The 24,321-nt window shown below is 46.8% G+C and carries 23 protein-coding genes; 15 read left to right on the forward strand and 8 right to left on the reverse strand.

The genetic code is table 11. The features are described from left to right. Positions 1 to 5 precede the first annotated feature (5 nt). Positions 6 to 1,451 carry a TrkH family potassium uptake protein gene (locus R7P69_RS20955; RefSeq protein ID WP_017821575.1) on the forward strand — a complete coding sequence of 482 codons (1,446 nt, stop codon included), beginning with the start codon at positions 6 to 8 and terminating at the stop codon, positions 1,449 to 1,451. 26 nt (positions 1,452 to 1,477) lie between these two features. Next, a complete protein-coding gene (locus R7P69_RS20960; protein WP_005379050.1) occupies positions 1,478 to 2,062 on the forward strand; it encodes a DUF3157 family protein in 585 nt (194 codons plus the stop codon). Positions 2,063 to 2,095: 33 nt separating this feature from the next. On the opposite strand, the gene trhA is transcribed toward R7P69_RS20960, so the two are convergent. Then, positions 2,096 to 2,749: a PAQR family membrane homeostasis protein TrhA gene (trhA, locus tag R7P69_RS20965; RefSeq protein ID WP_025768918.1), complete on the reverse strand. Its 654-nt coding sequence runs from the start codon at positions 2,747 to 2,749 to the stop codon at positions 2,096 to 2,098. A gap of 70 nt (positions 2,750 to 2,819) precedes the next feature. Next, positions 2,820 to 3,626, reverse strand: a complete 807-nt coding sequence (locus R7P69_RS20970; protein WP_005379045.1) for a sporulation protein — start codon at positions 3,624 to 3,626, stop codon at positions 2,820 to 2,822. Between the two features lie 296 nt (positions 3,627 to 3,922). Here R7P69_RS20970 and R7P69_RS20975 point away from each other — a divergent pair, with 296 nt between their 5' ends. From R7P69_RS20975 to R7P69_RS20995, 5 genes are all read left to right on the forward strand, one after another. Beyond that, positions 3,923 to 4,090: a hypothetical protein gene (locus R7P69_RS20975; RefSeq protein WP_005379043.1), complete on the forward strand. Its 168-nt coding sequence runs from the start codon at positions 3,923 to 3,925 to the stop codon at positions 4,088 to 4,090. A gap of 166 nt (positions 4,091 to 4,256) precedes the next feature. After that, positions 4,257 to 4,523, forward strand: a complete 267-nt coding sequence (locus R7P69_RS20980; RefSeq protein WP_033906580.1) for a YihD family protein — start codon at positions 4,257 to 4,259, stop codon at positions 4,521 to 4,523. A 308-nt stretch (positions 4,524 to 4,831) separates the two neighbouring features. Continuing rightward, a complete protein-coding gene (ccoG, locus tag R7P69_RS20985; protein WP_017821570.1) occupies positions 4,832 to 6,253 on the forward strand; it encodes a cytochrome c oxidase accessory protein CcoG in 1,422 nt (473 codons plus the stop codon). 53 nt (positions 6,254 to 6,306) lie between these two features. Beyond that, a complete protein-coding gene (locus R7P69_RS20990; protein ID WP_005379037.1) occupies positions 6,307 to 7,293 on the forward strand; it encodes a serine/threonine protein kinase in 987 nt (328 codons plus the stop codon). Positions 7,294 to 7,327: 34 nt separating this feature from the next. After that, positions 7,328 to 7,930 (forward strand): thiol:disulfide interchange protein DsbA/DsbL, encoded by a 603-nt coding sequence (locus R7P69_RS20995; RefSeq protein WP_005379036.1) that lies wholly within the window; start codon positions 7,328 to 7,330, stop codon positions 7,928 to 7,930. A 46-nt stretch (positions 7,931 to 7,976) separates the two neighbouring features. Here R7P69_RS20995 and R7P69_RS21000 read toward each other — a convergent pair whose 3' ends face one another. Continuing rightward, complete coding sequence (locus R7P69_RS21000) at positions 7,977 to 8,855, reverse strand: acyltransferase (RefSeq protein ID WP_017821568.1); 879 nt, start codon at positions 8,853 to 8,855, stop codon at positions 7,977 to 7,979. A 149-nt stretch (positions 8,856 to 9,004) separates the two neighbouring features. On the opposite strand from R7P69_RS21000, the gene R7P69_RS21005 reads away from it, so the two are divergent. Further along, entirely contained in the window at positions 9,005 to 9,961 is a 957-nt protein-coding gene (locus R7P69_RS21005) for a DUF2860 domain-containing protein (protein ID WP_238952159.1), read from the forward strand. 55 nt (positions 9,962 to 10,016) lie between these two features. Here R7P69_RS21005 and R7P69_RS21010 read toward each other — a convergent pair whose 3' ends face one another. After that, on the reverse strand, positions 10,017 to 11,540 hold the full coding sequence (locus tag R7P69_RS21010) for a YifB family Mg chelatase-like AAA ATPase (RefSeq protein ID WP_238952160.1): 1,524 nt from the start codon (positions 11,538 to 11,540) through the stop codon (positions 10,017 to 10,019). A gap of 466 nt (positions 11,541 to 12,006) precedes the next feature. On the opposite strand from R7P69_RS21010, the gene ilvG reads away from it, so the two are divergent. The 5 genes from ilvG to ilvA are packed head-to-tail and all read left to right on the forward strand — an operon-like array spanning position 12,007 to position 18,305. Beyond that, positions 12,007 to 13,653 (forward strand): acetolactate synthase 2 catalytic subunit, encoded by a 1,647-nt coding sequence (ilvG, locus tag R7P69_RS21015; protein ID WP_005378960.1) that lies wholly within the window; start codon positions 12,007 to 12,009, stop codon positions 13,651 to 13,653. An 11-nt stretch (positions 13,654 to 13,664) separates the two neighbouring features. Continuing rightward, a complete protein-coding gene (ilvM, locus tag R7P69_RS21020; RefSeq protein WP_005378958.1) occupies positions 13,665 to 13,949 on the forward strand; it encodes an acetolactate synthase 2 small subunit in 285 nt (94 codons plus the stop codon). 12 nt (positions 13,950 to 13,961) lie between these two features. After that, positions 13,962 to 14,900, forward strand: coding sequence for a branched-chain-amino-acid transaminase (gene ilvE / locus R7P69_RS21025; RefSeq protein ID WP_005378953.1), 939 nt, complete (start codon positions 13,962 to 13,964; stop codon positions 14,898 to 14,900). Between the two features lie 13 nt (positions 14,901 to 14,913). Beyond that, entirely contained in the window at positions 14,914 to 16,755 is a 1,842-nt protein-coding gene (gene ilvD, locus R7P69_RS21030; protein ID WP_017635601.1) for a dihydroxy-acid dehydratase, read from the forward strand. Between the two features lie 2 nt (positions 16,756 to 16,757). Next, positions 16,758 to 18,305 (forward strand): threonine ammonia-lyase, biosynthetic, encoded by a 1,548-nt coding sequence (ilvA, locus tag R7P69_RS21035; protein ID WP_017635600.1) that lies wholly within the window; start codon positions 16,758 to 16,760, stop codon positions 18,303 to 18,305. A gap of 54 nt (positions 18,306 to 18,359) precedes the next feature. Here ilvA and punR read toward each other — a convergent pair whose 3' ends face one another. Beyond that, positions 18,360 to 19,262, reverse strand: a complete 903-nt coding sequence (gene punR, locus R7P69_RS21040) for a DNA-binding transcriptional activator PunR (RefSeq protein ID WP_238952161.1) — start codon at positions 19,260 to 19,262, stop codon at positions 18,360 to 18,362. Positions 19,263 to 19,414: 152 nt separating this feature from the next. Here punR and punC point away from each other — a divergent pair, with 152 nt between their 5' ends. After that, a complete protein-coding gene (gene punC, locus R7P69_RS21045; protein WP_238952162.1) occupies positions 19,415 to 20,620 on the forward strand; it encodes a purine nucleoside transporter PunC in 1,206 nt (401 codons plus the stop codon). A gap of 44 nt (positions 20,621 to 20,664) precedes the next feature. On the opposite strand, the gene R7P69_RS21050 is transcribed toward punC, so the two are convergent. Continuing rightward, positions 20,665 to 21,441: a transporter substrate-binding domain-containing protein gene (locus R7P69_RS21050; RefSeq protein ID WP_005378944.1), complete on the reverse strand. Its 777-nt coding sequence runs from the start codon at positions 21,439 to 21,441 to the stop codon at positions 20,665 to 20,667. 115 nt (positions 21,442 to 21,556) lie between these two features. Between R7P69_RS21050 and R7P69_RS21055 the strand changes: the two genes are divergently transcribed. Then, positions 21,557 to 22,297 carry an amino acid ABC transporter permease gene (locus tag R7P69_RS21055; RefSeq protein ID WP_005383852.1) on the forward strand — a complete coding sequence of 247 codons (741 nt, stop codon included), beginning with the start codon at positions 21,557 to 21,559 and terminating at the stop codon, positions 22,295 to 22,297. An 80-nt stretch (positions 22,298 to 22,377) separates the two neighbouring features. Here R7P69_RS21055 and glmU read toward each other — a convergent pair whose 3' ends face one another. Further along, entirely contained in the window at positions 22,378 to 23,739 is a 1,362-nt protein-coding gene (gene glmU / locus R7P69_RS21060; protein WP_238952163.1) for a bifunctional UDP-N-acetylglucosamine diphosphorylase/glucosamine-1-phosphate N-acetyltransferase GlmU, read from the reverse strand. Positions 23,740 to 23,888: 149 nt separating this feature from the next. After that, positions 23,889 to 24,311 carry a F0F1 ATP synthase subunit epsilon gene (locus tag R7P69_RS21065; protein ID WP_005378937.1) on the reverse strand — a complete coding sequence of 141 codons (423 nt, stop codon included), beginning with the start codon at positions 24,309 to 24,311 and terminating at the stop codon, positions 23,889 to 23,891. Positions 24,312 to 24,321: the final 10 nt, after the last annotated feature.

Genomic DNA, 24,321 nt, shown 5'->3' on the forward strand with positions numbered 1-24,321 from the left:
TTCCTATGGTCAACTTACGTCCCGTACTGTTTGTTATCGGGCTAGTTTTATCCAAACTGGCCCTGTTTATGTACGTGCCGACTTTGGTCGCTTTCTTTACCGGTACGGGGGGATTCCTCGATTTCGCCCAAGCCGTTGTGATCACGCACCTTGCCGCCTTCATCTGCCTGACGATAGGTCGAACCGCCAAGTTCAAACTCAGCGTACGCGATATGTTCCTCATCACCAGTTTGGTTTGGACCATCGCGAGTGCGTTTGCCGCTTTGCCATTTGTGTTTATCAACCACATCAGCTTCACCGACGCCTACTTCGAAACGATGTCGGGTATCACCACGACGGGCTCAACGGTGCTCAGTGGCCTAGACAACATGGCGCCGAGCATATTGTTGTGGCGCTCTATTTTACAGTGGCTTGGTGGCATTGGTTTTATCGTGATGGCGGTAGCAGTGCTACCTATGCTGAATGTCGGTGGTATGAAGCTATTCCAAACCGAATCATCAGATTGGTCGGATAAAAGTAGTCCAAGAGCGAAAACGGTCGCCAAAAACATCGTAGCGGTATATTTAATGCTAACGGGCCTATGTATTTTGGGCTACTTGATCACCGGCATGAACCTGTTCGAAGCAATCAACCATGCCTTTACTACGCTATCGACGGGTGGATACTCTACATCTGATGGGTCAATGAACCACTTCTCTAATGGCGCACATTGGGTGGCCACTACCTTTATGTTCTTAGGTGGTTTGCCGTTTTTGCTCTTTATCGCCGCGTTACGTAAACGCCGTATTGATGTGTTGGTTAACGACGCTCAAGTTAGAGGATTTGCGTACCTGTTCGTATTCTCAAGCTTAGTGATTTCAGCTTGGTTAGTGATTCGAGATGGGTACACCATTTTGGATGCCCTGCGAGTGTCGATGTTTAATATTGTCTCTGTCGTCACCACAACTGGCTTTGGCTTAGAAGACTTCACCGCATGGGGCGCATTACCCACCACTCTTTTCGCATTCTTAATGATGGCGGGGGCATGCTCAGGATCAACGTCTGGCGGGATCAAAATCTTCCGCTTCCAAATTGCGATGACGCTGCTAAACAAACAAATGATGAAGTTGATTCACCCTTCAGGGGTGTTTGTACAGCGTTATAACCAGCGACCGGTGAATGATGATATTGTTCGCTCAGTGGTGGCATTTGGCTTGATGTTTTTTATCACCATTATCTTTATCGCGGGTTGTTTAAGTGCACTTGGCCTCGACCCTGTGACCAGTATTTCTGGCTCAATCACCGCCGTTGCCAATGTTGGCCCAGGTATGGGCAGTGTGATTGGCCCGACAGGCAACTTCGCGCCTCTGCCCGATACTGCCAAATGGCTCTTAAGCTTTGGGATGTTAATGGGCCGCTTGGAAATTCTGACTATTCTTGTACTGTTCTTTCCTGCGTTTTGGCGCCGCTAAGCAGACTCTAATTAAAAGGTATAACAATGAAAACATGGATTACTCTGGCGACCCTACTTGCCGCCTCATCCACATACGCCGCCGAGGTCATCACTTTAGCCGATGGTCGAGAAGTGAAGTTGAACGATGACTTTACCTGGGAATACGTCATGAAAAAACCGGCGCAGCAAGCGACGGAGACACAAACAACAGCAAGCGTAGTTGAAACAATCGCAGCTCCTGCGATTGCGACAATTCCAGTGGTAACGAAAACCGTTGGCACGACCGTGGTGGTAAACGCCAAAAAGCCAACCATGCAGCTATCAGATTCAGGTGTGGATGTATTGATTGGTTCAGCAAGCTATCAAAGCGGTGAGCTTATTTTGCCTACATCAATCACTAACCAAAGCTCTCAATCTGTCATTCAAGTGGAAGTTGAGGTGCAAGTGTTTGATATGTCTGGTCAGCAACTGGCAAAAGAAAACGTGACGGTTTGGCAATCCATCAAGCGCATGGCGGATACCTACCTGCGACCACAGCAAGCGGAACAAGGTAAGAGCATTAAATTGGCTGTACCGCAATCACAGCAATACCAGTTTTCTGCCAAAGTGCTAGAGGTAAAAACTCGCTAATACGTGTTTAATATTCTTTGTTGAGCCTATCGGCTAGATAGGCTCAACAAAGTAATAAATCGCAAAGAAATGGCACACGCAGCCAGCCAAAACAAAGCCGTGCCAAATCGCATGGTTAAAGGGAATGCGCTTCGCAACGTAGAAAATCACGCCCAGTGAATACACAACTCCACCAGCAGCAAGCAGTGTAAGTCCGCCGACATCCAAGTTAATAGCTAATTGATAAATCACAATCAGCGATAACCATCCCATCACCAAATACGTCATCAAAGAAAGCTTTTTAAATCGATAGACGAATGCAACTTTCATGATGATGCCAATCAACGCAATGCTCCAAATAACGATCATCAACCCAAATGCTAGAGGTGTTCTTAAGCTGACTAACAAGAAAGGGGTATAGCTGCCTGCTATCAAAAGATAAATAGCACAATGGTCGAAGGTTTTTAGCCAACGTTTCGCTTTGGGATGAGGGATCGCATGATAGAGCGTCGAGGCCAAAAATAGCACGATAATACTCGCTCCATAAATCGCCATACTGGTAAGCGTTAAAGTGTCAGCTTGATGGTCTATGGCTTTAACTAACAGCAGTATCAAGCCAACAATACCAAAAATCATCCCTATACCGTGGGTGATGGTATTGGCCAGTTCTTCACGTTGACTGTATTGAGGTTTCTGCAGCTCGGACATCAATGCGCCTATACTAGAGTTTGAAATTTGCTCTAGTATGGCACATTAGGCTTACACGTGTAAGCTTAAATTAAGACTCATGAACGGCAGTAGTTTGATCGAGATAATTGAGTACCAGTTCGCCAACTTGATCTGGCTTAGTCGTGGCAGGAATGGTCAGCTCTCGCTTGAGTTTGCCACTACCCAGTAAGCTCGCGAGCATGCCACCTTGCCCCTTGCGTGTGCGGTCAACTTCAAACCACAACTTGAGCTCTTGCTCACTGCGGTGGGCAACAAATTCTAATTCGCGCCACACGCCGTGGTAAGGTCCGTCGGTTGGCACCAGTTCAAACTCTTGTACAAATGGTAGATCGAATCCTTTCACTTCCTCGCATTCCACCTGGCGAATTCGTAAACCTTGCGCTTCAAATGCAGATAGTACCGCATCCATCAGAGGATCAGGTCGGACGGTGAGGATGTCTTTATCAGTCGGATCCAAAGCAGCAGCAACGTCTAAGCCAGTTTCTAACCATACTTTGGCATCACCAATGGTGACAGGCGTGTTCCAAGGCACATCGAGCTTAACATCGAAGGTACGCTCTTCGCCGGAATGGATGGTAAATGCGTAAGGGAGACTCCACTTAGCAAGCACATGAGTTTGAGGTACTCGGCGCATGCTGTGTCCTTCTCGCGCACCACGGTCATCAGGGGCTTCGGCGATGTAGCGGCAACAGAGTTTTAAATCAATGTTGTCGATCGCTTGTTCAGTCGCACCACCATATACATGGATCGACACATCCACACTTTGACCTGGGTATAGCACGTCTTGGTTTAAGATTGAGTCGACCTTCGCGCTCCCAATCCCAAAACTGGCAAGTGTCTTCTTCAAAAATGACATAGGCACCTCCTTCATCGAGATCTCATACTACTACTGCTGATCGTGGGATCAAACAAAAATTGCCTCGAACATCGCGACAAAATGACAAAATCTAAACAATTCAATTGCTCAACTATCGACCAATTATTACAAGGATGCTAATCTTACACTTGATATGCATGCATATCGGTATTCCTGACTCATTAACTGGATTGGCGAGAGCCAGAAGAGTGATTCTTCAATCTTGTTGGAGCCTAGCTCATAATGATTCAGGCCATTACATCGGCAATGGATATGCCTGACAGTTAGGTAAATTAATGCGCCCAACAACAGTCAGGTTCGCACACACTAATACTAGTGCAATGCGCCGCCGCAGTGGCTTTACTACTGCACCAAAGGCAAAGCAAGTTGCGCCAGCAATGACATTGGTTGAGAAGACAGCAATGATGTCGAGTGTTCCGGCCAAAGTTATCAAAGCAGCTTAATCAAAAGCGCGGCGCCAGCTGCGCTTTTTTCTTTGCACGAGACTCATAAAGCTTCAAAGACTTAGAACAAACCACGGTGAAAGAGATAGTTTTTCCTATTTGGTCTTCGCAAAGCAATTTGGTACCTTTACTGCTAATTACACCTATAAATTCTGTGGAGAAAGAAATGAAGTGTCATCGCATTGAAGAGCTGCTTGAGCTACTAGAGCCTGAATGGCATAAAGAGCAAGAGCTGAACCTATTGCAGTTCATCGTTAAGCTGGCAAAAGAAGCAGGCTATGAAGGAAAGCTAGAAGATCTGACCGACGATGTACTGATCTACCACCTTAAAATGCGTAATAGCAGCAAAGATGAAATGATCCCTGGACTCAAAAAAGACCAAGAGGACGATTTTAAAACGGCGATCCTACGCGCTCGTGGCATCATCAAATAACCAGCTCAACAGCCAGTATTCTTTAAGCGACTCTCTCTATGAGTCGCTTTTTTATAACCAAAGTTTTTAGTCCCACAATTGGTTATAACTGTTCAGCCAATTATCAGGTTAACTGTACTGATTTTTGTTGTTAAACATTGACTGCGTTAAAGAAACGGAATTGTTATTGATTGTATAATCGCCGTTCATCAGTATTTACTAAAATAATTATGTTCGGTCATCTTTATGACGGAACGAGCAGCAATGTCATCGAGCGACATCAATAGAAATGACGCCGTACATTATAAAAGCCTAAGAAGGATGAGTGCATGAGTCAGGACAAGATCGATATCAAAGATGTGACTCCTAAAACCTATAATCCCAAAACCCATAAAGGAAACGGGGATCGGTTCAACCCAAGTAATCGCATCTATGTACGCGAAAGCAAAGGGACTTACCAGAAACTGCGTCGTTACGGTGGTTGGTTTTTACTGCTTCTCTTCGCTTTGATACCGTGGATCCCTTACGGTGAACGTCAAGCGATCTTGCTTGATATTGGCAACCAGCAGTTCAACTTTTTCGGTACCACGTTGTACCCACAAGATCTTACCCTACTCGCCTTGCTGTTTGTGATCGCGGCGTTTGGGTTGTTCTTTATTACCACCTTCTTAGGTCGAGTCTGGTGTGGCTACCTCTGCCCACAAACCGTCTGGACCTTCATGTATATCTGGTTTGAAGAGAAGCTCGAAGGTAGTGCCAATAAACGCCGTAAACAAGACTCCAATAAGCTGACGGCGAATTTAGCGATGCGTAAAACCGTCAAACATATAGCTTGGTTTGCCATTGCACTCGCCACTGGTTTTACTTTTGTTGGCTACTTCGTGCCAATGAAGCAATTGGTTATCGACTTTTTCACCTTTAACGCCAACTTCTGGCCCGTCTTTTGGGTAATGTTCTTTGCCATTTGTACCTATGGTAATGCTGGTTGGATGCGTTCCATCATGTGTATTCACATGTGTCCTTACGCGCGCTTCCAGTCTGCCATGTTTGATAAAGACACCTTCATCGTTGGCTACGATGCAAAACGTGGGGAAAAACGTGGCCCACGTCCGCGTAAAGCCGATCCAAAGCAACTTGGTTTGGGTGATTGTATTGATTGTGATTTGTGTGTGCAGGTGTGCCCAACAGGTATCGATATTCGTGACGGCTTGCAGTATGAATGTATCAACTGTGGCGCCTGTATTGATGCGTGTGATAACACCATGGATCGCATGGGCTACGAGAAAGGCTTAATTAGTTACACCACCGAGCATCGCTTATCGGGTAAGAGTACCAAAGTCATGCGTCCGAAGCTGTTAGGCTATGGTGCCGTACTACTCGTCATGGTCGGTCTTTTCTTTGCCCAAATTGCAGCGGTAGACCCAGCCGGCATGAGTGTTATTCGCGACCGTAACCAACTGTTCCGCGTTAATGGCTCGGGAGAAGTAGAAAACACCTACACCCTCAAGGTGATCAACAAAACTCAGCAAGTGCAAGAGTACTCGTTGGATGTTGAAGGGCTATCCGATGTAAGCTGGTATGGTAAGCAGACAATTCAGGTCCAGCCAGGTGAGGTATTGAACCTGCCAATGAGTCTTGGTGCCGATCCTGACAAGCTAAACTCTGCGATTACGACAATTCAGTTTATACTCACCGATAAGAGCAACGAATTCACTATTGAAGTAGAAAGCCGTTTTATTAAAAAACTATAGCGCTACTTCAGTGACTAACGGAAAAAGGCTCAGTAATGAGCCTTTTTGTTTATATGTCCCAAAGTATGTTTAACTTTGACGCCCTTACCCCAGACTTTATGTGGTACGCGTTAGAAAGCATCGGCGTTCGCGCAGAATCAGGCTTTCTTCCCCTCAATAGCTACGAAAACCGTGTTTATCAATTTACTGACGAAGAGCGTCGTCGTTATGTCGTCAAGTTTTACCGTCCTGAACGTTGGAGCAATGAACAGATCCAAGAGGAGCACGACTTTACTTTAGAGCTGATTGGCAATGAGATACCCGTCGCACCACCTGTGCGCATCAACGGTGAAACCCTGCATCACTATCAAGGCTATGCTTTTGCGCTGTTTGATAGCGTGGGTGGTCGCCAATACGAGGTTGACAATTTAGATCAGCTCGAAGGTGTAGGGCGTTTCCTTGGCCGCATCCATAAAGTCGGCAGCCGCCAAGCGTTCCAACATCGCCCTACGATCGGCTTACAAGAATACCTGTATCAACCAAGAGAGATTCTGCAAAACGCCAATATGATTCCAATGCACTTGGAGAACAGCTTCTTCAATGACTTGGATATGCTGATCAAATCAATTGAAAGCCACTGGCAAGAAGGCTTCAATATGATTCGTTTGCATGGCGATTGCCACCCAGGCAATATTTTGTGGCGAGATGGCCCTATGTTTGTTGATTTGGATGACGCTCGTAACGGCCCTGCAGTACAAGACTTATGGATGCTATTGAACGGTGAACGCCAAGACAAACTGATGCAGTTGGATATTGTTTTAGAGGCTTACCAAGAGTTTTGCGACTTTAATCCTGCAGAATTGAAACTAATCGAGCCACTTCGCGGTCTACGAATGGTGCACTATATGGCATGGCTAGCAAAACGTTGGCATGACCCTGCATTTCCTCTCGCTTTTCCATGGTTTAATGAGCCAAAATACTGGGAAGGTCAGGTCCTTGCATTTAAAGAGCAGATCGCCGCTTTAGAAGAAGCACCGCTGTCTTTAATGCCTCAATGGTAAGTCAGGCCAAAAATTCAAAAATGGAGATATTTCGATGAAAAAACTGTTCGCACTGTTTTCTATGCTGATGTTAAGCCTGTCGGCACATGCAGCGCAATTCAAAGAAGGTGAACATTACAAAGTATTGGATCTTGAGGCATCAAAAAAACCTCTTGTGACGGAGTTTTTCTCTTTCTACTGCCCGCACTGTAATAGCTTTGAACCGGTTATCCAGCAACTGAAAAAGCAGTTACCAGAAGGTACTAAGCTATTAAAAAACCACGTTTCTTTCATGGGTGGCAACATGGGCCCATCAATGAGCAAAGCCTACGCAACGATGGTTGCATTAAAAGTGGAAGACAAAATGGTGCCAGTGATGTTTAACCGCATCCACAATCTAAAGAAAGCACCACGTAATGATGAAGAACTTCGTCAAATCTTCCTTGATGAAGGTGTAGATGCGAAAAAATTCGATTCTGCATTCAAAGGCTTCGCGGTTGATTCAATGGTTCGCCGTATGGACAAGCAATTTGAAAACAGCGGTCTAACCGGCGTTCCTGCGGTTATCGTTAACAACAAATACCTAGTTCAAGCACAAAGCATCAAAACGATGGATGAGTACTTCTCTCTGGTGAACTACTTGCTGACACTAAAATAAGCACATCGATATCAATCAAAAGGGGAGCACGTCGCTCCCCTTTTGTTTACTTGTAAATCTCTTGTAGTAACCGATCTTTTTCTTGCCACACATCACTCAGCCATTGTTGAAATTGCCGCTTATAGGGCTTATCGTTGAAGTAATCACCAAGCACTCTTTCATCAACGGGTAACACATTTACACGCACAACCACCTTGCTCATGCGGCCCATCAATAAATCCTTGAACGGTTTATGCGTATTTTCTGGGTACGCCAACGTAACGTCGATAATGCTCTCGAACTGTTCCCCCATCGCCGCTAACGTGTACGCAATCCCGCCCGATTTTGGTTGCAGCAAATATTGATAGTTTGCTTTACTCTTACGCTGCTTTTCTTCGGTAAATCGGGTTCCTTCGACATAGTTAACCACTGTGGTTGGAGTGTGTTTGAATTTAGCGCACGAGCGACGTGTCGTTTCTAAATCTTGACCTCGCTTATGAGGATTGCGGATCAGATACTCTCGCGAATAGCGACGCATAAATGGCATGTCGAGCGCCCAACACGCCATCCCGATGAAAGGCACATACAGCAGTTGTTGCTTGAGGAAAAACTTCGGCATGGGAATACGGTCTTTAAACACGCAGCAAAGCACAACAATATCTGTCCAACTGAGATGATTACTGATCAGCAGATACCACCCGTCTTTTTTAAGCGCTTCACCGCCCTGAACATCCCACTCAACACGGTTAGATACCGCCAGAATGCACGCATTAACGGTAGCCCATAACCACATCACCTTATTGGCACAAACGGTCGCTATCGCTTTTAGCTTTACGCCAGGAAGCAATATTTTAAATACAGCGATAACACAAATTGCGAGTGAACAAACCGCAGAATTGAGAATCACAAAAGAAGCGTTAAAAAAAAATAACAAATATGCCAACATGATAGTCAAACAACAGTGATAATGTGTGAAGAATAAAACAGCGTGTAATTATACTGCGCCTTTGCCACATTGGAACATGCGTGGGAATGGTCAGATTTGTTACCGTAACCAATATGTGCACCACTCATTCGACAACAAGGAGATAACGAATGAAACCAAGGCTACTTCTCTTGCCTTTGGCCTTTGTCGTCAGTTCTGCTCAGGCTCAACTCGCTGAAACCGCAGGTTTTGGCGGTGAAATTTCGCTGAATGCCGGATTCATATCATCAGAATCCAATTTCAATACAGAAAATAGTAACACCATCGATTCTCTCGATAAGCGTGCCGATCGTGACAGTTCCGTTATCGCTGCACCGCTAGGGAGTGTGACATACACCTTTGGTAGCCGACTCAACCACCAAGTTTACGCCGGTACCACACGCTCAGATGTCGCGGTAGGTACACTCGCTTTTCAGTTGGGCTATCAACACGAGCTACAATCTGGCACCGTGCTCGATGTTTCCTATCTGCCGACGGTACTCAAAGGCGAAACTTGGCGCAACCCTTATCAAGTAGGAACCGCACGTAAAGAGACGGATGTTGACGGCAATGCGTATCGCTTTCAGATCAAAGGGTTGATTGATAAGAACTTCAACCTTGATCTTGCTTATGCTGATAAAGACATCGAGCAGGAGGAAGTGACAGACCGCTCACTTGCTCGCGATGCTAACCTTTACTATGTCAAAGGCGACTATCGCATTCCACTCAACCAAACGTCTATGTTGCAACCCGCTTTCACCTACATCAATCAAGATGCCGACGGTAAGGCGGAATCATTTGATTCGTACGGGTTTGACATCAGCTGGTTTAAATTTATCAACCGCCATCGATTGGCCCTCACCGCGGGTTATGCATGGAAAGACTATCAAGCCGCTAGCCAAACTTTTGCTAAAACACGAAATGACGACACCATCAGCCTATTTGCGGCCTACGAATATCAAAACGTATTTGACTGGCAAGACTGGTCGTTCATTTCTTTAGCCGGCTATAGCCAAACTGACTCGAATATCACGTTTTATGAAGAGAAAGAGTACCTATTGTCGCTTGGTCTCAACTACACCTTCTAACGCCCTTCATCGCAACAAGGTGCTTACAACACTTGTTGCGATGACACTTTGCTGTCTATACCGCTTGCGCCGTAAGCTGTTTCAGTAAACGGTCCATCGCTCGATACCCAAGTGCCTCGGCCAAGTGTGTTCGTTCAATTTGCTCCGCCCCATCCAGATCGGCGATTGTTCGCGCCACTTTGATAATACGATGATATGCACGAATCGAGAGTCCTAAACGATGCAAAGCGGTTTCAAGAAACTCAGCATCACTCTTATGCAAGGGACAAAACGCCTCAATTTCTCGACTACCTAGCAGTGCATTGACCTTACCACTGCGGTTTAGCATATTGTTACGCGCATGGCTCACACGCGCTTTTACGATAGCAGTCGGCTCACCGCGATCACCACCTTCTGCTAATGTCCCTTTGGGCAAAGCTGGGATTTCTAAAGACATATCAAAGCGATCTAACAGTGGTCCAGATAATCGACCAAGGTAGCGCAAAATAGCTTGTGGATTGGTGCGCGCTTGATTGCCTTCGTAATATCCTGTCGGGCTTGGGTTCAAGGCTCCAACTAATTGGAAGCGAGCCGGAAAGCGTGTTTTACCTTGCGCTCGAGAGATAATTATCTCACCAGATTCGAGCGGTTCGCGTAACGAGTCTAGAACTTTACGATCAAATTCGGGCATTTCATCGAGAAACAATAACCCGTTGTGGGCTAAAGAGATCTCCCCTGGTCTGGGTACCGAACCACCGCCGACTAATGCCGCCATTGAACTTGAATGATGCGGAGAACGAAACGGACGCGACTTCCAGTTATGCTCATTAATTTCACTCTGAGTCAACGATGCCACCGAAGCGGTTTCCATTGCTTCTTCGTCACTCATTTCCGGTAATAAGTCACACAAACGCGAAGCCAACATCGTTTTTCCAGTACCTGGCGGGCCAAGGAAAAGTAAGTTGTGGTTTCCAGCGGCAGCAATCTCCAGTGCTCGCTTACCTTGTTGTTGGCCAATAATATCTTGTAAGTCTCGACCATGTTTTTCGATCGTTTTTCGCTTAGGCGTTTGAAAAAGATTCAGTCGATGTTGACCACAAAGCTCGGCACATACTTCCAGTAATGATTGGGCCGATTTATGTTGTTCCTTCCCCACCAGCGCCGCCTGATCGCCATTCACATGTGGGACGACCAAATGACGTTGAATCTTACTGGCTTCCAGCGCAGCAGGCAGCACACCTTTTACAGGTCTCAGACCACCAGATAGTGCTAACTCACCCACAAATTCGTAGTTTTTGAGCCTATCTGTCGCGATTTGCTCCGAAGCGGCCAAAATCCCCAATGCAATAGGAAGATCAAAACGCCCTCCCTCCTTGGGTAGATCTGCCGGAGCCAAGTTCACGGTGATCCGCTTAGCAGGAAATTGAAAGTTAGAATTAATGATCGCACTGCGTACGCGATCTTTGGACTCTTTTACCGTTGTCTCTGGCAAGCCTACTAAGGTAAACCCTGGCATGCCGTTGCTGATATGAACTTCTACACTAACCGATGGCGCTTGCACCCCGACGCTTGCTCGACTATGAATGATTGCCAGCCCCATACGTTCCTCAATTTTTTTGAACACTCTGTAAACAAATGTTTTATCTAGTTGGTTATGTTATATACCGCGTCCCAATTGAGAGTTAATGTGAAAAAAGAATGACTTTTTGCTTGTCATGCAGCGGAATTGTGTGATACCACTAATGACGCAAACAATTTCGTAGAACATTACACAACATTTTTTTAACGAAAAAAGAACGACAGACAGATGAACCTTTTCGCTCATATCAACGCACTACTAGCCCTGATTATCGTGGTCATTATTGGCACCGCGCGGGGTATTGTGGGCGAAAGGTAACCACAAATTACAAAAAACCCCCGCACTGAAAAGTCCGGGGGTTTTTTTACAACTACAAGTTGTCATCTGTCTAACCCTCGGACAGTTTAACGGGAAGAATGGGAGTGCACATGAAGTGCAATAAATATGGCAATCGCTACGAGCCACAACGTAGCAAAGGAGGTTTACGATGACTGGTGCACAACTTGTCGTAGCCGCTTTAAGACAGCAAGGCATCGAAACCGTTTTTGGCTACCCCGGCGGGGCCATCATGCCAATCTATGATGCTTTGTATGACGGTGGGGTGGAACACATCCTATGCCGTCACGAGCAAGGGGCCGCTATGGCAGCTATCGGGATGGCTCGTTCCACTCAAGACGTTGCTGTGTGCATGGCAACTTCTGGCCCAGGAGCCACTAACCTTGTTACCGGCCTTGCCGACGCTTTCCTTGACTCCGTACCTCTAGTTGCCATCACAGGCCAGGTTGCTAGCTCTCATATCGGTACCGATGCATTCCAAGAAATGGATGTGATCGGAATGTCCCTAGCCTGTACTAAGCACAGCTATCTCGTGACCGAAATTGAAGATCTAGCTCCGACACTTGCCGAAGCCTTTGAGGTCGCAAAAACCGGTCGTCCGGGTCCAGTCATTGTCGATATCGCCAAAGACGTTCAACTCGCTCAAGCACCCACAGACCTTCTTCCTCCATACATAGCACCAGCAATCGAAGATGTCAGCGCTGAAGATATCAAACGTGCGCAAGATGTGCTGGCAGCATCTACTCGCCCAGTGTTGTATGTTGGTGGTGGCGTGCAACTTGCGAAAGCAACCGATGCAGTACGCGAATTTCTTCGCTTAAACCCAATGCCTGCAGTTAGCACATTAAAAGGCCTCGGTACCATTGAACGCCATGATCCCCACTATCTTGGTATGTTGGGTATGCATGGCACCAAAGCCGCTAACCTAGTGGTTCAAGAAGCCGATCTATTGATTGTGGTTGGCGCGCGTTTTGATGACCGTGTGACGGGTAAGCTCGATACGTTTGCACCAAATGCGAAAGTGATTCACATCGACATTGATGCTGCGGAGATTCATAAACTGCGCCACGCCAACGCACCATTACGTGGCGACATCAACACCATTCTCCCTCAGCTAGAGCTGACTCAAGATATATCACCGTGGGTTCATCACAGTGAAAGTCTGCGCAGCGGCTTTAAGTGGCGTTACGACCACCCGGGCGAGTTAATCTACGCACCGCTATTGCTTAAACAGCTGTCTGACATGATGCCAGATAGCTCAATTGTCTCGACCGACGTCGGTCAGCACCAGATGTGGGCAGCGCAACATATCCAGCCACGCGAACCACAAAATTTCATCACTTCTGCTGGCCTTGGCACCATGGGCTTTGGCTTGCCAGCGGCGATGGGTGCTGCAGTCGCACGTCCTGATGATCAGTCTATCCTTATTACAGGTGACGGTTCATTTATGATGAACGTTCAGGAATTGGGCACGCTGAAGCGTCGTCAGATTCCAGTGAAGATTGTCCTTCTTAATAACCAACGTCTTGGCATGGTTCGCCAATGGCAGTCATTGTTCTTTGACGGTCGCCACAGTGAAACCATTCTTGATGACAACCCAGATTTCGTGATGTTAGCAAAAGCGTTCGATATCCCGGGCAAAACCATCACCAAGAAAGAAGAAGTCGAACCTGCTCTCAAAGAGATGCTAGCGAGTGAAACTTCTTACATGCTTCACGTTTTGATTGATGAAGAAGAAAACGTGTGGCCATTGGTGCCACCTGGCGCATCAAACAGTGATATGTTGGAAAATACATAGGAGACAATCGCATGGACAGATATTTACTCGACATCAAAGCCGATGACAAACCGGTACTGTTGGAGCGCGTTCTACGTGTGATTCGTCACCGAGGCTTCGTGATCAAACAAGTCGCTGCTACGCAAAACCACGAAAGCAAAGTAGCCAGCGTCGAGATCATCGTCGACAGCGATCGACCAATCTCGTTTTTGATCAATCAAATAGAGAAGTTGTGGGACGTTCGTAAGGTTGAGGTGCTAAAAATCCGCAACGATGAACTGCCAAATCACAACTTACAACAACACGTAAGTGCATAAGGAAGGCAACAAATGGCAACGAAAACTGCAGATTTCATTTGGTTTAATGGTGAGATGGTTCCATGGGCAGAGGCGAACGTTCACGTTCTGACTCACGCAATGCACTATGGTACATCCGTGTTTGAAGGCGTGCGCTGTTACAACACACCAAAAGGCCCAATTGTCTTCCGTCACCGTGAGCATGCACAACGTCTAAAAGATTCTGCCAAGATTTACCGCTTTCCGATCCCTTTTTCTGTAGAAGAAATCATGGAAGCGACCCGCGAAACACTGCGCCAAAACAAACTCGACAGCGCTTACATTCGTCCATTGGGTTTTGTCGGTAATGTTGGCTTAGGCGTATGTCCACCAGTTGGCACTGAGATGGATCTAATCATTGCAGCATTTCCTTGGGGCTCTTACTTAGGCGAAGAAGCGCTAGAAAAAGGTGTCGACGCGATGATTTCAAGCTGGAACCGCGCTGCGCCAAACACCATCCCAACTGCGGCTAAAGCAGGCGGTAACTACCTATCTTCACTACTGGTTGGTGGTGAAGCCCGTCGTCACGGTTACGACGAAGGTATTGCGCTAAGCGTAGATGGTTACCTATCGGAAGGGGCTGGTGAAAACATCTTCGTTATCAAAGATGGCGTAATCACCACACCACCAGCAACTAGCGCGATTCTACCGGGCATCACTCGTGACTCGATCATGACAATTGCACGCGATAAAGGCTACGAAGTACGTGAAGCGAACATTGCTCGTGAAGCCCTTTACCTTGCCGATGAAGTCTTCATGACAGGTACTGCGGCTGAGATTGTACCAGTGGCAACCATCGACAAGATTGAAGTGGGCACTGGTAAGCGCGGCCCTATCACTAAAGAACTACAAGCAGCCTACTTTGGCCTATTTGACGGCACCACGGAAGATAAGTGGGGCTGGTTAGACTATGTGTACCCAGAACAGAAGTAAGAAGGATTAGGAAATGCCAAAATATAGATCAGCTACCACCACACATGGTCGTAACATGGCGGGTGCACGAGCACTGTGGCGTGCAACGGGTGTGAAAGAAGAAGACTTCGGTAAACCAATCATCGCCGTTGTAAACTCGTTTACTCAATTTGTTCCGGGTCACGTACACCTGAAAGACATGGGCCAGCTTGTAGCGCGTGAAATCGAAAAAGCCGGCGGCATCGCAAAAGAATTCAACACCATCGCGGTTGATGATGGTATCGCAATGGGTCACGGCGGCATGCTGTACTCACTGCCTTCACGCGAACTGATCGCAGACTCTGTGGAGTACATGGTCAACGCGCACTGTGCCGATGCCATGGTATGTATCTCTAACTGTGACAAAATCACTCCGGGAATGTTGATGGCATCTATGCGCCTCAACATCCCGGTTATCTTTGTTTCTGGTGGTCCAATGGAAGCGGGTAAAACCAAGCTTTCTGATCAGATCATCAAACTAGACCTTGTAGATGCGATGATCCAAGGCGCGGACCCAAAAGTGTCTGATGAGCAAAGCGAGCAGATCGAACGCAGCGCATGTCCAACGTGTGGATCGTGTTCAGGCATGTTCACTGCAAACTCGATGAACTGTCTAACAGAAGCACTGGGTCTTTCTCAGCCGGGCAACGGTTCTATGCTGGCAACGCACGCTGACCGTGAACAACTGTTCCTTAATGCAGGCCGTCGTATCGTTGAACTGACTCGTCGTTACTACGAGCAAGATGACGAATCAGCACTGCCGCGCAACATCGCTACGTTTGATGCGTTCGAAAACGCAATGGCACTGGACATCGCAATGGGCGGTTCAACCAACACCATTCTGCACCTACTTGCCGCGGCGCAAGAAGGTGAAGTGGATTTCGATATGGAAGATATCGATCGCCTATCACGTCAAGTACCACACCTATGTAAAGTGGCACCATCTACCCAGAAATATCACATGGAAGACGTACACCGCGCAGGTGGCGTCATGGCGATTCTTGGTGAGTTAGATCGTGCAGGTCTTCTACACAATGATGCGCGCACCGTGCTTGGCCTTTCGATGAAAGAGCAGCTGGCGAAATACGACATCATCCAAACTGAAGACGAAGAAGTACTTAAGTTCTACCGCGCAGGTCCTGCGGGTATTCGTACTACTCAAGCGTTCTCACAAGATTGCCGCTGGGATCGCCTTGATGACGACCGTGCGGAAGGTTGTATTCGTACTATCGATCATGCCTTTAGCCAAGAAGGTGGCCTAGCCGTTCTATCAGGCAACATCGCATTAGATGGTTGTATCGTTAAGACTGCTGGTGTGGATGAGAGCATTCATAAATTCACTGGTCCAGCTGTGGTATTTGAAAGCCAAGAAGACGCCGTAGAAGGCATCTTGGGTGGCAAAGTAAAAGCTGGCGACGTGGTTGTTATCCGTTACGAAGGCCCTAAAGGTGGTCCGGGCATGCAAGAAATGCTTTACCCAACCACTTATCTAAAATCGATGGGCCTTGGCAAAGAGTGTGCACTTCTGACTGACGGCCGTTTCTCTGGCGGCACATCAGGTCTGTCTATCGGCCACGCCTCTCCTGAAGCAGCAAACGGCGGTGCAATTGGTCTGGTAAAACAAGGCGATATGATCGCAATTGATATTCCAAACCGTTCAATTTCACTCCAAGTGTCTGAACAAGAACTTGCTGAGCGCCGTGCAAAACAAGACGAACTAGGCTGGAAACCAGTTGACCGCCAACGTGAAGTTTCATTTGCACTCAAAGCGTACGCGAGTATGGCAACCAGTGCTGACAAGGGTGCAGTACGAGACAAGTCGAAGCTAGAGGGCTAGCAATGATGGAAGCTCAACCCGAAAAACAAGTGAACCAAACTGGCGCAGATTATCTGCGCCAAATCCTTCGCGCACCTGTTTATGAAGTAGCAACAGTGACGCCACTGCAAGAAATGCCTCGTTTATCTGCACGTATCGGGAATAACGTGCAGATCAAGCGTGAAGATCGCCAACCCGTACACTCGTTCAAATTGCGCGGTGCATACAACATGGTGGCGAGTTTATCTGAAGCACAAAAAGCCGCTGGTGTCATTGCAGCATCGGCAGGTAACCACGCTCAAGGCATGGCGCTCTCTGGTACTAAGCTAGGCATCAAAACCACCATCGTGATGCCTAAAACCACACCAGACATCAAAGTCGATGCGGTACGTGGCTTCGGTGGCAATGTAGTGCTGCACGGCAGCAACTTTGATGAGGCAAAAGCGGAAGCGGAACGCCTTTCTGATCTGCATGGGTACACATTTGTCCCTCCTTTCGATCACCCACTGGTGATTGCAGGTCAAGGCACCATAGGCATGGAAATGCTGCAGCAAAATGGTCACCTTGATTACATCTTCGTCCCTGTCGGTGGTGGCGGTTTGGCTGCCGGTGTTGCGGTACTCGTGAAGCAGCTCATGCCAGAAATCAAAGTCATTGCGGTCGAGCCAGAAGATTCTTCATGCCTCAAAGCGGCATTGGATGCAGGTGAACCAGTAGTATTAGACCAGGTCAGCATGTTTGCCGATGGCGTTGCAGTAAAACGCATTGGTGAAGAGACGTTTCGTCTATGCCAAAAGTACATTGATGGCCATATTGCCGTCTCTAGCGATGAAATCTGCGCAGCAGTAAAAGACATCTTTGAAGACACCCGTGCGATTGCAGAGCCTTCGGGGGCGCTTGCTCTGGCGGGTTTGAAGAAGTTTGCTGAGCAAAACAAACTGCAAGGTAAGAATTTAGGTACTGTGCTGTCAGGTGCCAACACTAACTTCCATGGTCTGCGTTATGTTTCTGAGCGCTGTGAGCTTGGTGAGAAACGTGAAGGTCTGCTTGCCGTTACTATTCCTGAGCGTCAAGGTGCCTTCTTTGAGTTCTGTAACCTCATTGGCGGCCGCGCCGTAACGGAATTTAACTACCGCTACAACGATGACGCATTGGCAAATATCTTTGTTGGTGTTCGTTTGCAAGGCGGTCAGGAAGAGCTAGAACATATCATTCACGACTTACGTGATGGTGGCTACCCAGTGGTTGATTTGTCTGATGATGAAATGGCGAAGCTGCACGTGCGCTACATGATTGGTGGTAAGCCGTCTAAGCCGCTTAAAGAGCGCCTATACAGCTTTGAATTCCCAGAATATCCGGGAGCGCTACTTAAGTTCTTAAGCACACTCGGTACTCATTGGAATATCAGCTTGTTCAACTACCGTAACCACGGCGCTGACTACGGACGCGTTTTATGTGGTTTCGAGTTAGATGAAAGCGATTTAGCTCAGTTTTCTGCACATTTACGTGAACTTGGCTATCAATGCAAAGACGAGACAGACAACCCATCGTATAAGTTTTTCTTGTCATAAAACGCCACATTTTAAACATATCAATGAAAACACCTCGCTAATGCGAGGTGTTTTTTATGACTGTAACCAATCTTTATGTAGCTGATTAGGCGACCCAAGATAGTCCACCATCCACTGGATCAATTTATGATTATCATCTTTGCGCCATACTAAGCAGCAGTGACTGAGCGGTTTATCATCCGGCATGACCTTCTCCACCAGCACACCATCATTGATTAAGGGTGTTGCAATATGACGTGGCATGTAACCCACGCCCACCCCATTTTTTAAACATTCAATCGCACTATACCAATTGGGCAATAATAATCGGCGCTGTTGCGGATAATGGCCAGTATGGCGTTTTGGCAGCACGTTCGAAGTATCATCAAGACAGATCGCCGGAAATTGACTCACAAACGCTTCAGTAAGCACTTGTTGTCGAACGCAAGGATGAGCGGGTGACATTACAAATGCCCAATCTAATACGCCCATATCTTTGACTTCAAAATCTCCCCCAACGGGAACCGCAGATGTCGCGCCAACGACAATGTCGGCTCGACCTTGTGCTATGGCTTCCCAAGAACCATTGAAGACCTCCATATTGATCTGCAATTCAGCAAATTCAAACTCGCGATAGAAATCTTCCACCAAAGGTTTGATTTTTTCTAACTTCACCACGTTATCTAAGGTCAGCTTTAACGTGCTTTTCCATCCTTGAGCCGCTCGCCGCGTTTGTGCTTTCACCTCTTCCATTTGACGCAGCAAAGAGCGCGCCTCGGCCATAAAAAGTTCACCCGCTGGAGTTAGCTCGACTTTCCTTGGTAAACGTCGAAACAGCACCACATCTAAATCTTGCTCGACCTGCCTTACTCCATAGCTGATGGCTGAGGGGACTTTATGCAATACCTCAGCCGCAGCGGTGAAACTGCCTAAACGGGCAACCGTATCCAGCATTTCCAAAGACGCTTTAGAGAACATGATTTAACCTTTCAAAAAATTTGATTGATAACCAACAATTTTAGCGTTTTATTTTCTCAAAATCGAAAAATAGAATAATAAGGTAAATAAATCAGGGTTGGCGCCAACTGATGTTGATTAAAAAATGATTAAATAATTTGACTGGTTGAATCATGAAAATCTCAAAACTACAGCTCATTTATCTGGCAGCATTATCGATGCTTGGCTTCGTTGCTACCGATATGTATCTGCCAGCATTCAAAGCGATGGAAATCGACTTTGCAACAGGCCCTGAGCAAATTGCGCTCTCTTTAACGGTATTCCTCGTTGGTATGGCGATTGGCCAGCTAATGTGGGGATTGGCATCCGATAAATTTGGCCATCGTAATACACTCGCAGCCGGGTTGGTGCTATTTACTATCGCGTCATTCGGTTTGGCTTTCTGTGATCAAGTATGGCAACTACTCACACTGCGCTTTATCCAAGCTATCGGTGTGTGTGCACCAGCCGTGATCTGGCAGGCTATGGTCATTAAGCGCTACTCAAGCAGTAGCCAACAAATTTTTGCGACAATCATGCCACTCGTCGCGCTATCACCAGCACTAGCACCTCAATTAGGGGTTGTGTTGGCAGATAACTTCGGCTGGCACAGTATCTTTATTACGCTAACACTGGTTGGTGTCTTTTTGGTCTTTGCGACCATGGCACAAAAAGACGAGAAAGCAGAAATCAAACAAACCAGTATGTCTGCCGACATCAAAGCGCTACTGAGTTCTAAAAAATACCTTGGCAACGTGTTTATGTTTGCGACGGCTTCAGCTGCATTCTTTGCTTACCTAACTGGGATGCCAGAAATCATGGCGCAACTGGGCTACGAAGCAAAAGATATTGGTTTGAGCTTTATCCCACAAACCATCGCGTTTATGGCTGGTGGCTACTTAGGTAAAGTAGGCGTTCGAAAATTTGGTGATGAAAAGGTTCTGCGCCAACTGATTGGCCTATTTAGTGTCGCGGCATTAATGATTTTCATTGCTTCACAGTGGGAGCTGTCATCGATTTGGCCTATTCTTGCGCCATTCTGTTTGATTGCCGTTGCTAACGGCGCACTGTACCCAATCGTGGTAAACCGTGCACTGGCCAGCGCACAACAGAGCCCTGCAACAGCAGCAGGTCTGCAAAACAGCCTGCAAATCTGTGTAAGTAGCTTCTCAAGTGCATTGGTAGCCACAATGGCAAGCCAAGCTCAGATGGTTACTGGCATCGCAATCATCATCTGTATGGGTGGGCTGTGGATGGGATACATTCTGTCGAATCGCGAATTATCCAAGCACTTTACGACTCCTGACAACGCCCGAGTCGTGAGTGAAGACGAACTTTAATCGTTCAGATAATAAAAAGAGCCGCGCAATGCGGCTCTTTCTGTTTATAAGCTTTTCAACCCCCATTTCTTGGCAGTCTGCTTAAAAAAGCCTTGAGTCTTTTTCAACTCTACCCAGTGATTGATGTAATTAATCCATACTTGATCGTCTTGCGGCAACAACATAGCAATTGGGGTTGGTTTACGCGGTGCGGTCACTGGCACTATCGCCAACTGTTTAAACTTATCCACCAACGTCGCTGCTTCCACATTGGACGTCACCGATACATCGGCCCTGCGAGCTAGTAGTTCTTGGAAGTCGCGCGCTGGCGCTTCAATAACAATATGCTGAGCAGACGGGAAGAACTCTTTCACCATTTTTTCTTGTACCGTACCTAACGTCGCTGCGACTTTTACTTCTGGTTTATTAAAATCCGCCCAATCAGAAAATTTGGCGAGATCTTTCTTTTGCACCACAGGTACAAAGGCAAGGTAGAAATACGGCTGGCTGTATCCAGCTACTTTCGCGCGCGACATGTTCAGAGATGCGCTGCCAGTAATATCGTATTTGTTGGCGGTAATGCCATTAACTAGCGTCTTCCAATCCGTGGGCACATACTCCACTTTTACACCGAGATCTTTAGCAAGTTCTGTTGTTACATCGATATCGAAGCCACGATAACTGTTTGTCGCGGGGTCTTTCATCGTCATCGGATTCCAATCTCCCGTCGTTCCAACTCGGAGTACGCCATTGTCTAAAATGGATTGAAGACGGCTTTCAGCGTGAGCGACTTGAGTCGCAGCAAGCAAACACATTCCTAGCACTAGTAAAATCTTTCTCATTTTTATTCCCTTAAAAATAATGACCTTATACGGTTTAATAATTAACCTTTATTAGAGCTCTACTGATAACATAGCAGCAACAAAGGAAGTTTTTTAGTTAATTCAGGGAGTAAATGTGACGTTTCGAACTCTATGGCTATTTTCACTACTATTACTCACTGGTTGTTCAGATTATCAATGGGGCTGGTATGTACTTGACCCTTCGACGGATCAAGGGCTCACCAATCTAAAGTTTTTAATCGCTGGGTTTAACGACACCATCCAAGTATCACTCCTTAGTATGTTATTTGCGATGAGCTTGGGCCTAATCGTTGCGTTACCCGCTCTGTCGGACTCAGCCTCTCTGAAGTGGATAAACCGTATTTATGTCGAGGTGATCCGTTCAGTGCCAGTTTTAGTCTTACTACTTTGGGTGTATTACGGCATGCCTACACTATTGGATGTCTCACTCAATCACTTTTGGGCGGGTGTTATTGCACTGACTATCGCTGAGAGTGCGTTTATGGCGGAAGTGTTTCGCGGTGGGATACAAGCTATCAGCCGTGGCCAACATGAAGCGGCTGAATCTTTGGGCTTAAGCTATTGGCAAAAAATGCGCTTGGTAATTCTTCCCCAAGCGTTTCGGCAAATTCTCCCACCACTGGGTAATCAATTTGTCTACATCCTCAAGATGAGTTCTTTAGTCAGTGTGATTGGTTTAAGCGATCTCACTCGCCGTGCTAATGAGCTGGTGGTGAATGAGTACTTACCCTTAGAGATTTATACCTTCCTCGTTTTGGAGTACTTGTTACTCATCCTATTTGTATCTCAAGCCGTTCGTTGGCTCGAAAAACGTATTGCCATTCCTAGCTACTAGCGATGAAGCCTTAGCTAGAAACAACAAAGCCGCTCTTGTTGAGCGGCTTTGACAATATTGAGACAGAGTGTAGGTAATGCTTATTTCTGTTTTACAGGACGCTGCCAGCCAGTAATTTTGCGCTCTTTGACGCGAGTAATTACTAACTCACCTTCTTCAACATCTTTTGTTAGTGTCGTGCCTGCACCGATGGTTGCGCCATCAGCGATAGTGACAGGCGCCACCAGCTGGCTATCAGAACCAACAAAAACATCATTACCGATGATGGTTTTAAACTTGTTCGCACCATCGTAGTTACAAGTGATAGTACCTGCACCGATGTTAGTACGTTGACCGATCTCTGCATCACCTAAGTAAGTTAGGTGGTTCGCTTTTGAACCTTCTCCGATGCGCGCATTTTTCACTTCAACGAAGTTACCCACATGGGAATCGTTACGCATTTCAGCACCAGGACGAAGGCGAGTAAATGGACCAACCGTACATTCTTCACCAACCGTTGCACCTTCAATCACACTGTAAGGGCGAACGATGGTGTTGTCGTCGATTTCACAATCTTTCAGTACACAACCCGCACCGATAACCACGTTATCACCCAGTGAAACTTTACCTTCGACGATAACATTCACGTCGATTTCACAGTCCATACCGCACTGTAACTCACCACGCAAATCAAAGCGTGCTGGATCGCGTAGCATGACACCTTGCTCTAGTAGCTTCTGAGCTTGCATTGACTGGAAAGCACGCTCTAGACGAGCAAGCTGTGCGCGGTCGTTGACCCCTTCCACCTCAATGGCATTGACTGGGTGTACTGCCTCAACGGCACGACCTTCATCGTGTGCAGCTGCAATAACGTCAGTTAGGTAGTATTCGCCTTGTGCGTTGTTGTTGTTTAAGCCAGACAACCAACGCTTAAGATCCCCACCAGTCGCAACCATCACGCCAGTGTTGATCTCTTTAATTTGTTTTTGTTCTTCTGTTGCATCTTTTTGCTCAACGATCGCCACAACAGGACCATTCTTACGGATAATACGACCATAGCCTGTCGGGTTATCTAGAATCACTGTTAGTAGTGCAATACCGCCAGTTGGCTGTGCATCTAATAGGTTTTCAATCGTTTCATCTGAAATCAGTGGAACATCACCGTAAAGCACCAGTACTTTTTCATCGTCTTCAAACTTCGGAGACGCTTGATCAACCGCATGACCTGTCCCTAACTGCTCCGCTTGCAGTACCCAATTTACAGGCTCTTCTGCAAGAGTGGTTTGCATTTGATCACCACCGTGACCAAAGACCAAGTGGATGTTTTGTGCGCCAAGACCTGTACATGTATCGATAACATGTTTTGCCATTGGCTTGCCTGCCAAAGTGTGTAGCACTTTAGGCATGTTCGAATGCATACGGGTACCTTTACCCGCTGCAAGAATCACAGCACTGAATTTCATTGATAACCTATTGACGTTTTATGTTAATTGGCCGTTATTTTAAACAGCTCTTTTAAAATAGTTAATGGAGTAAGGTAAATTTCCAACTAAAATTAATCAAAAAGGCGACCAATTGGCCGCCTTTTTTCATGCAACGTTGCTAATTGAGCTTAGCGACGCTTTTTTGTCAGCTCGATAACTCGTAGCTGAGCAATGGCTTTAGCCAGTTCACTGGCCGCTTGTGCGAAGTCCATGTCACCATGCTGATTCTGGATTTGCTCCTCAGCGCGGCGTTTGGCTTCTTCTGCCTTCGCTGCGTCTAGCTCTTCACCACGGATAGCTGTATCAGCTAGTACAGTCGCTGTACCAGGCTGAATCTCTACCATACCACCAGAAACATAAATAATTTCTTCGTGGCCGTGCTGTTTCACAATACGCACCATACCAGGCTTGATAGCGGTCAGCAGCGGTGTGTGACCATGGAAAATACCAAGTTCACCTTCGCTACCGGTCACCTGAAACGTTTCAACACGACCAGAGAAGATTTTCTTCTCAGCGCTTACTACGTCTAGGTGAAAGGTTATTGCTGCCATATCGCCTCCT

This window comes from Vibrio sp. 661 (assembly GCF_033339315.1).
In the GTDB taxonomy this organism is placed as follows: Bacteria; Pseudomonadota; Gammaproteobacteria; order Enterobacterales; family Vibrionaceae; genus Vibrio; species Vibrio alginolyticus.

Bases quoted from the DNA above. Each gene is read 5' to 3' on its own strand.
- R7P69_RS20955 (WP_017821575.1), top strand. From the start codon at position 6: ATGGTCAACTTACGTCCCGTACTGTTTGTTATCGGGCTAGTTTTATCC.
- R7P69_RS20960 (WP_005379050.1), top strand. From the start codon at position 1,478: ATGAAAACATGGATTACTCTGGCGACCCTACTTGCCGCCTCATCCACA.
- trhA (WP_025768918.1), bottom strand. From the start codon at position 2,749: ATGTCCGAGCTGCAGAAACCTCAATACAGTCAACGTGAAGAACTGGCC.
- R7P69_RS20970 (WP_005379045.1), bottom strand. From the start codon at position 3,626: ATGTCATTTTTGAAGAAGACACTTGCCAGTTTTGGGATTGGGAGCGCG.
- R7P69_RS20975 (WP_005379043.1), top strand. From the start codon at position 3,923: ATGCGCCCAACAACAGTCAGGTTCGCACACACTAATACTAGTGCAATG.
- R7P69_RS20980 (WP_033906580.1), top strand. From the start codon at position 4,257: ATGAAGTGTCATCGCATTGAAGAGCTGCTTGAGCTACTAGAGCCTGAA.
- ccoG (WP_017821570.1), top strand. From the start codon at position 4,832: ATGAGTCAGGACAAGATCGATATCAAAGATGTGACTCCTAAAACCTAT.
- R7P69_RS20990 (WP_005379037.1), top strand. From the start codon at position 6,307: ATGTCCCAAAGTATGTTTAACTTTGACGCCCTTACCCCAGACTTTATG.
- R7P69_RS20995 (WP_005379036.1), top strand. From the start codon at position 7,328: ATGAAAAAACTGTTCGCACTGTTTTCTATGCTGATGTTAAGCCTGTCG.
- R7P69_RS21000 (WP_017821568.1), bottom strand. From the start codon at position 8,855: ATGTTGGCATATTTGTTATTTTTTTTTAACGCTTCTTTTGTGATTCTC.
- R7P69_RS21005 (WP_238952159.1), top strand. From the start codon at position 9,005: ATGAAACCAAGGCTACTTCTCTTGCCTTTGGCCTTTGTCGTCAGTTCT.
- R7P69_RS21010 (WP_238952160.1), bottom strand. From the start codon at position 11,540: ATGGGGCTGGCAATCATTCATAGTCGAGCAAGCGTCGGGGTGCAAGCG.
- ilvG (WP_005378960.1), top strand. From the start codon at position 12,007: ATGACTGGTGCACAACTTGTCGTAGCCGCTTTAAGACAGCAAGGCATC.
- ilvM (WP_005378958.1), top strand. From the start codon at position 13,665: ATGGACAGATATTTACTCGACATCAAAGCCGATGACAAACCGGTACTG.
- ilvE (WP_005378953.1), top strand. From the start codon at position 13,962: ATGGCAACGAAAACTGCAGATTTCATTTGGTTTAATGGTGAGATGGTT.
- ilvD (WP_017635601.1), top strand. From the start codon at position 14,914: ATGCCAAAATATAGATCAGCTACCACCACACATGGTCGTAACATGGCG.
- ilvA (WP_017635600.1), top strand. From the start codon at position 16,758: ATGATGGAAGCTCAACCCGAAAAACAAGTGAACCAAACTGGCGCAGAT.
- punR (WP_238952161.1), bottom strand. From the start codon at position 19,262: ATGTTCTCTAAAGCGTCTTTGGAAATGCTGGATACGGTTGCCCGTTTA.
- punC (WP_238952162.1), top strand. From the start codon at position 19,415: ATGAAAATCTCAAAACTACAGCTCATTTATCTGGCAGCATTATCGATG.
- R7P69_RS21050 (WP_005378944.1), bottom strand. From the start codon at position 21,441: ATGAGAAAGATTTTACTAGTGCTAGGAATGTGTTTGCTTGCTGCGACT.
- glmU (WP_238952163.1), bottom strand. From the start codon at position 23,739: ATGAAATTCAGTGCTGTGATTCTTGCAGCGGGTAAAGGTACCCGTATG.
- R7P69_RS21065 (WP_005378937.1), bottom strand. From the start codon at position 24,311: ATGGCAGCAATAACCTTTCACCTAGACGTAGTAAGCGCTGAGAAGAAA.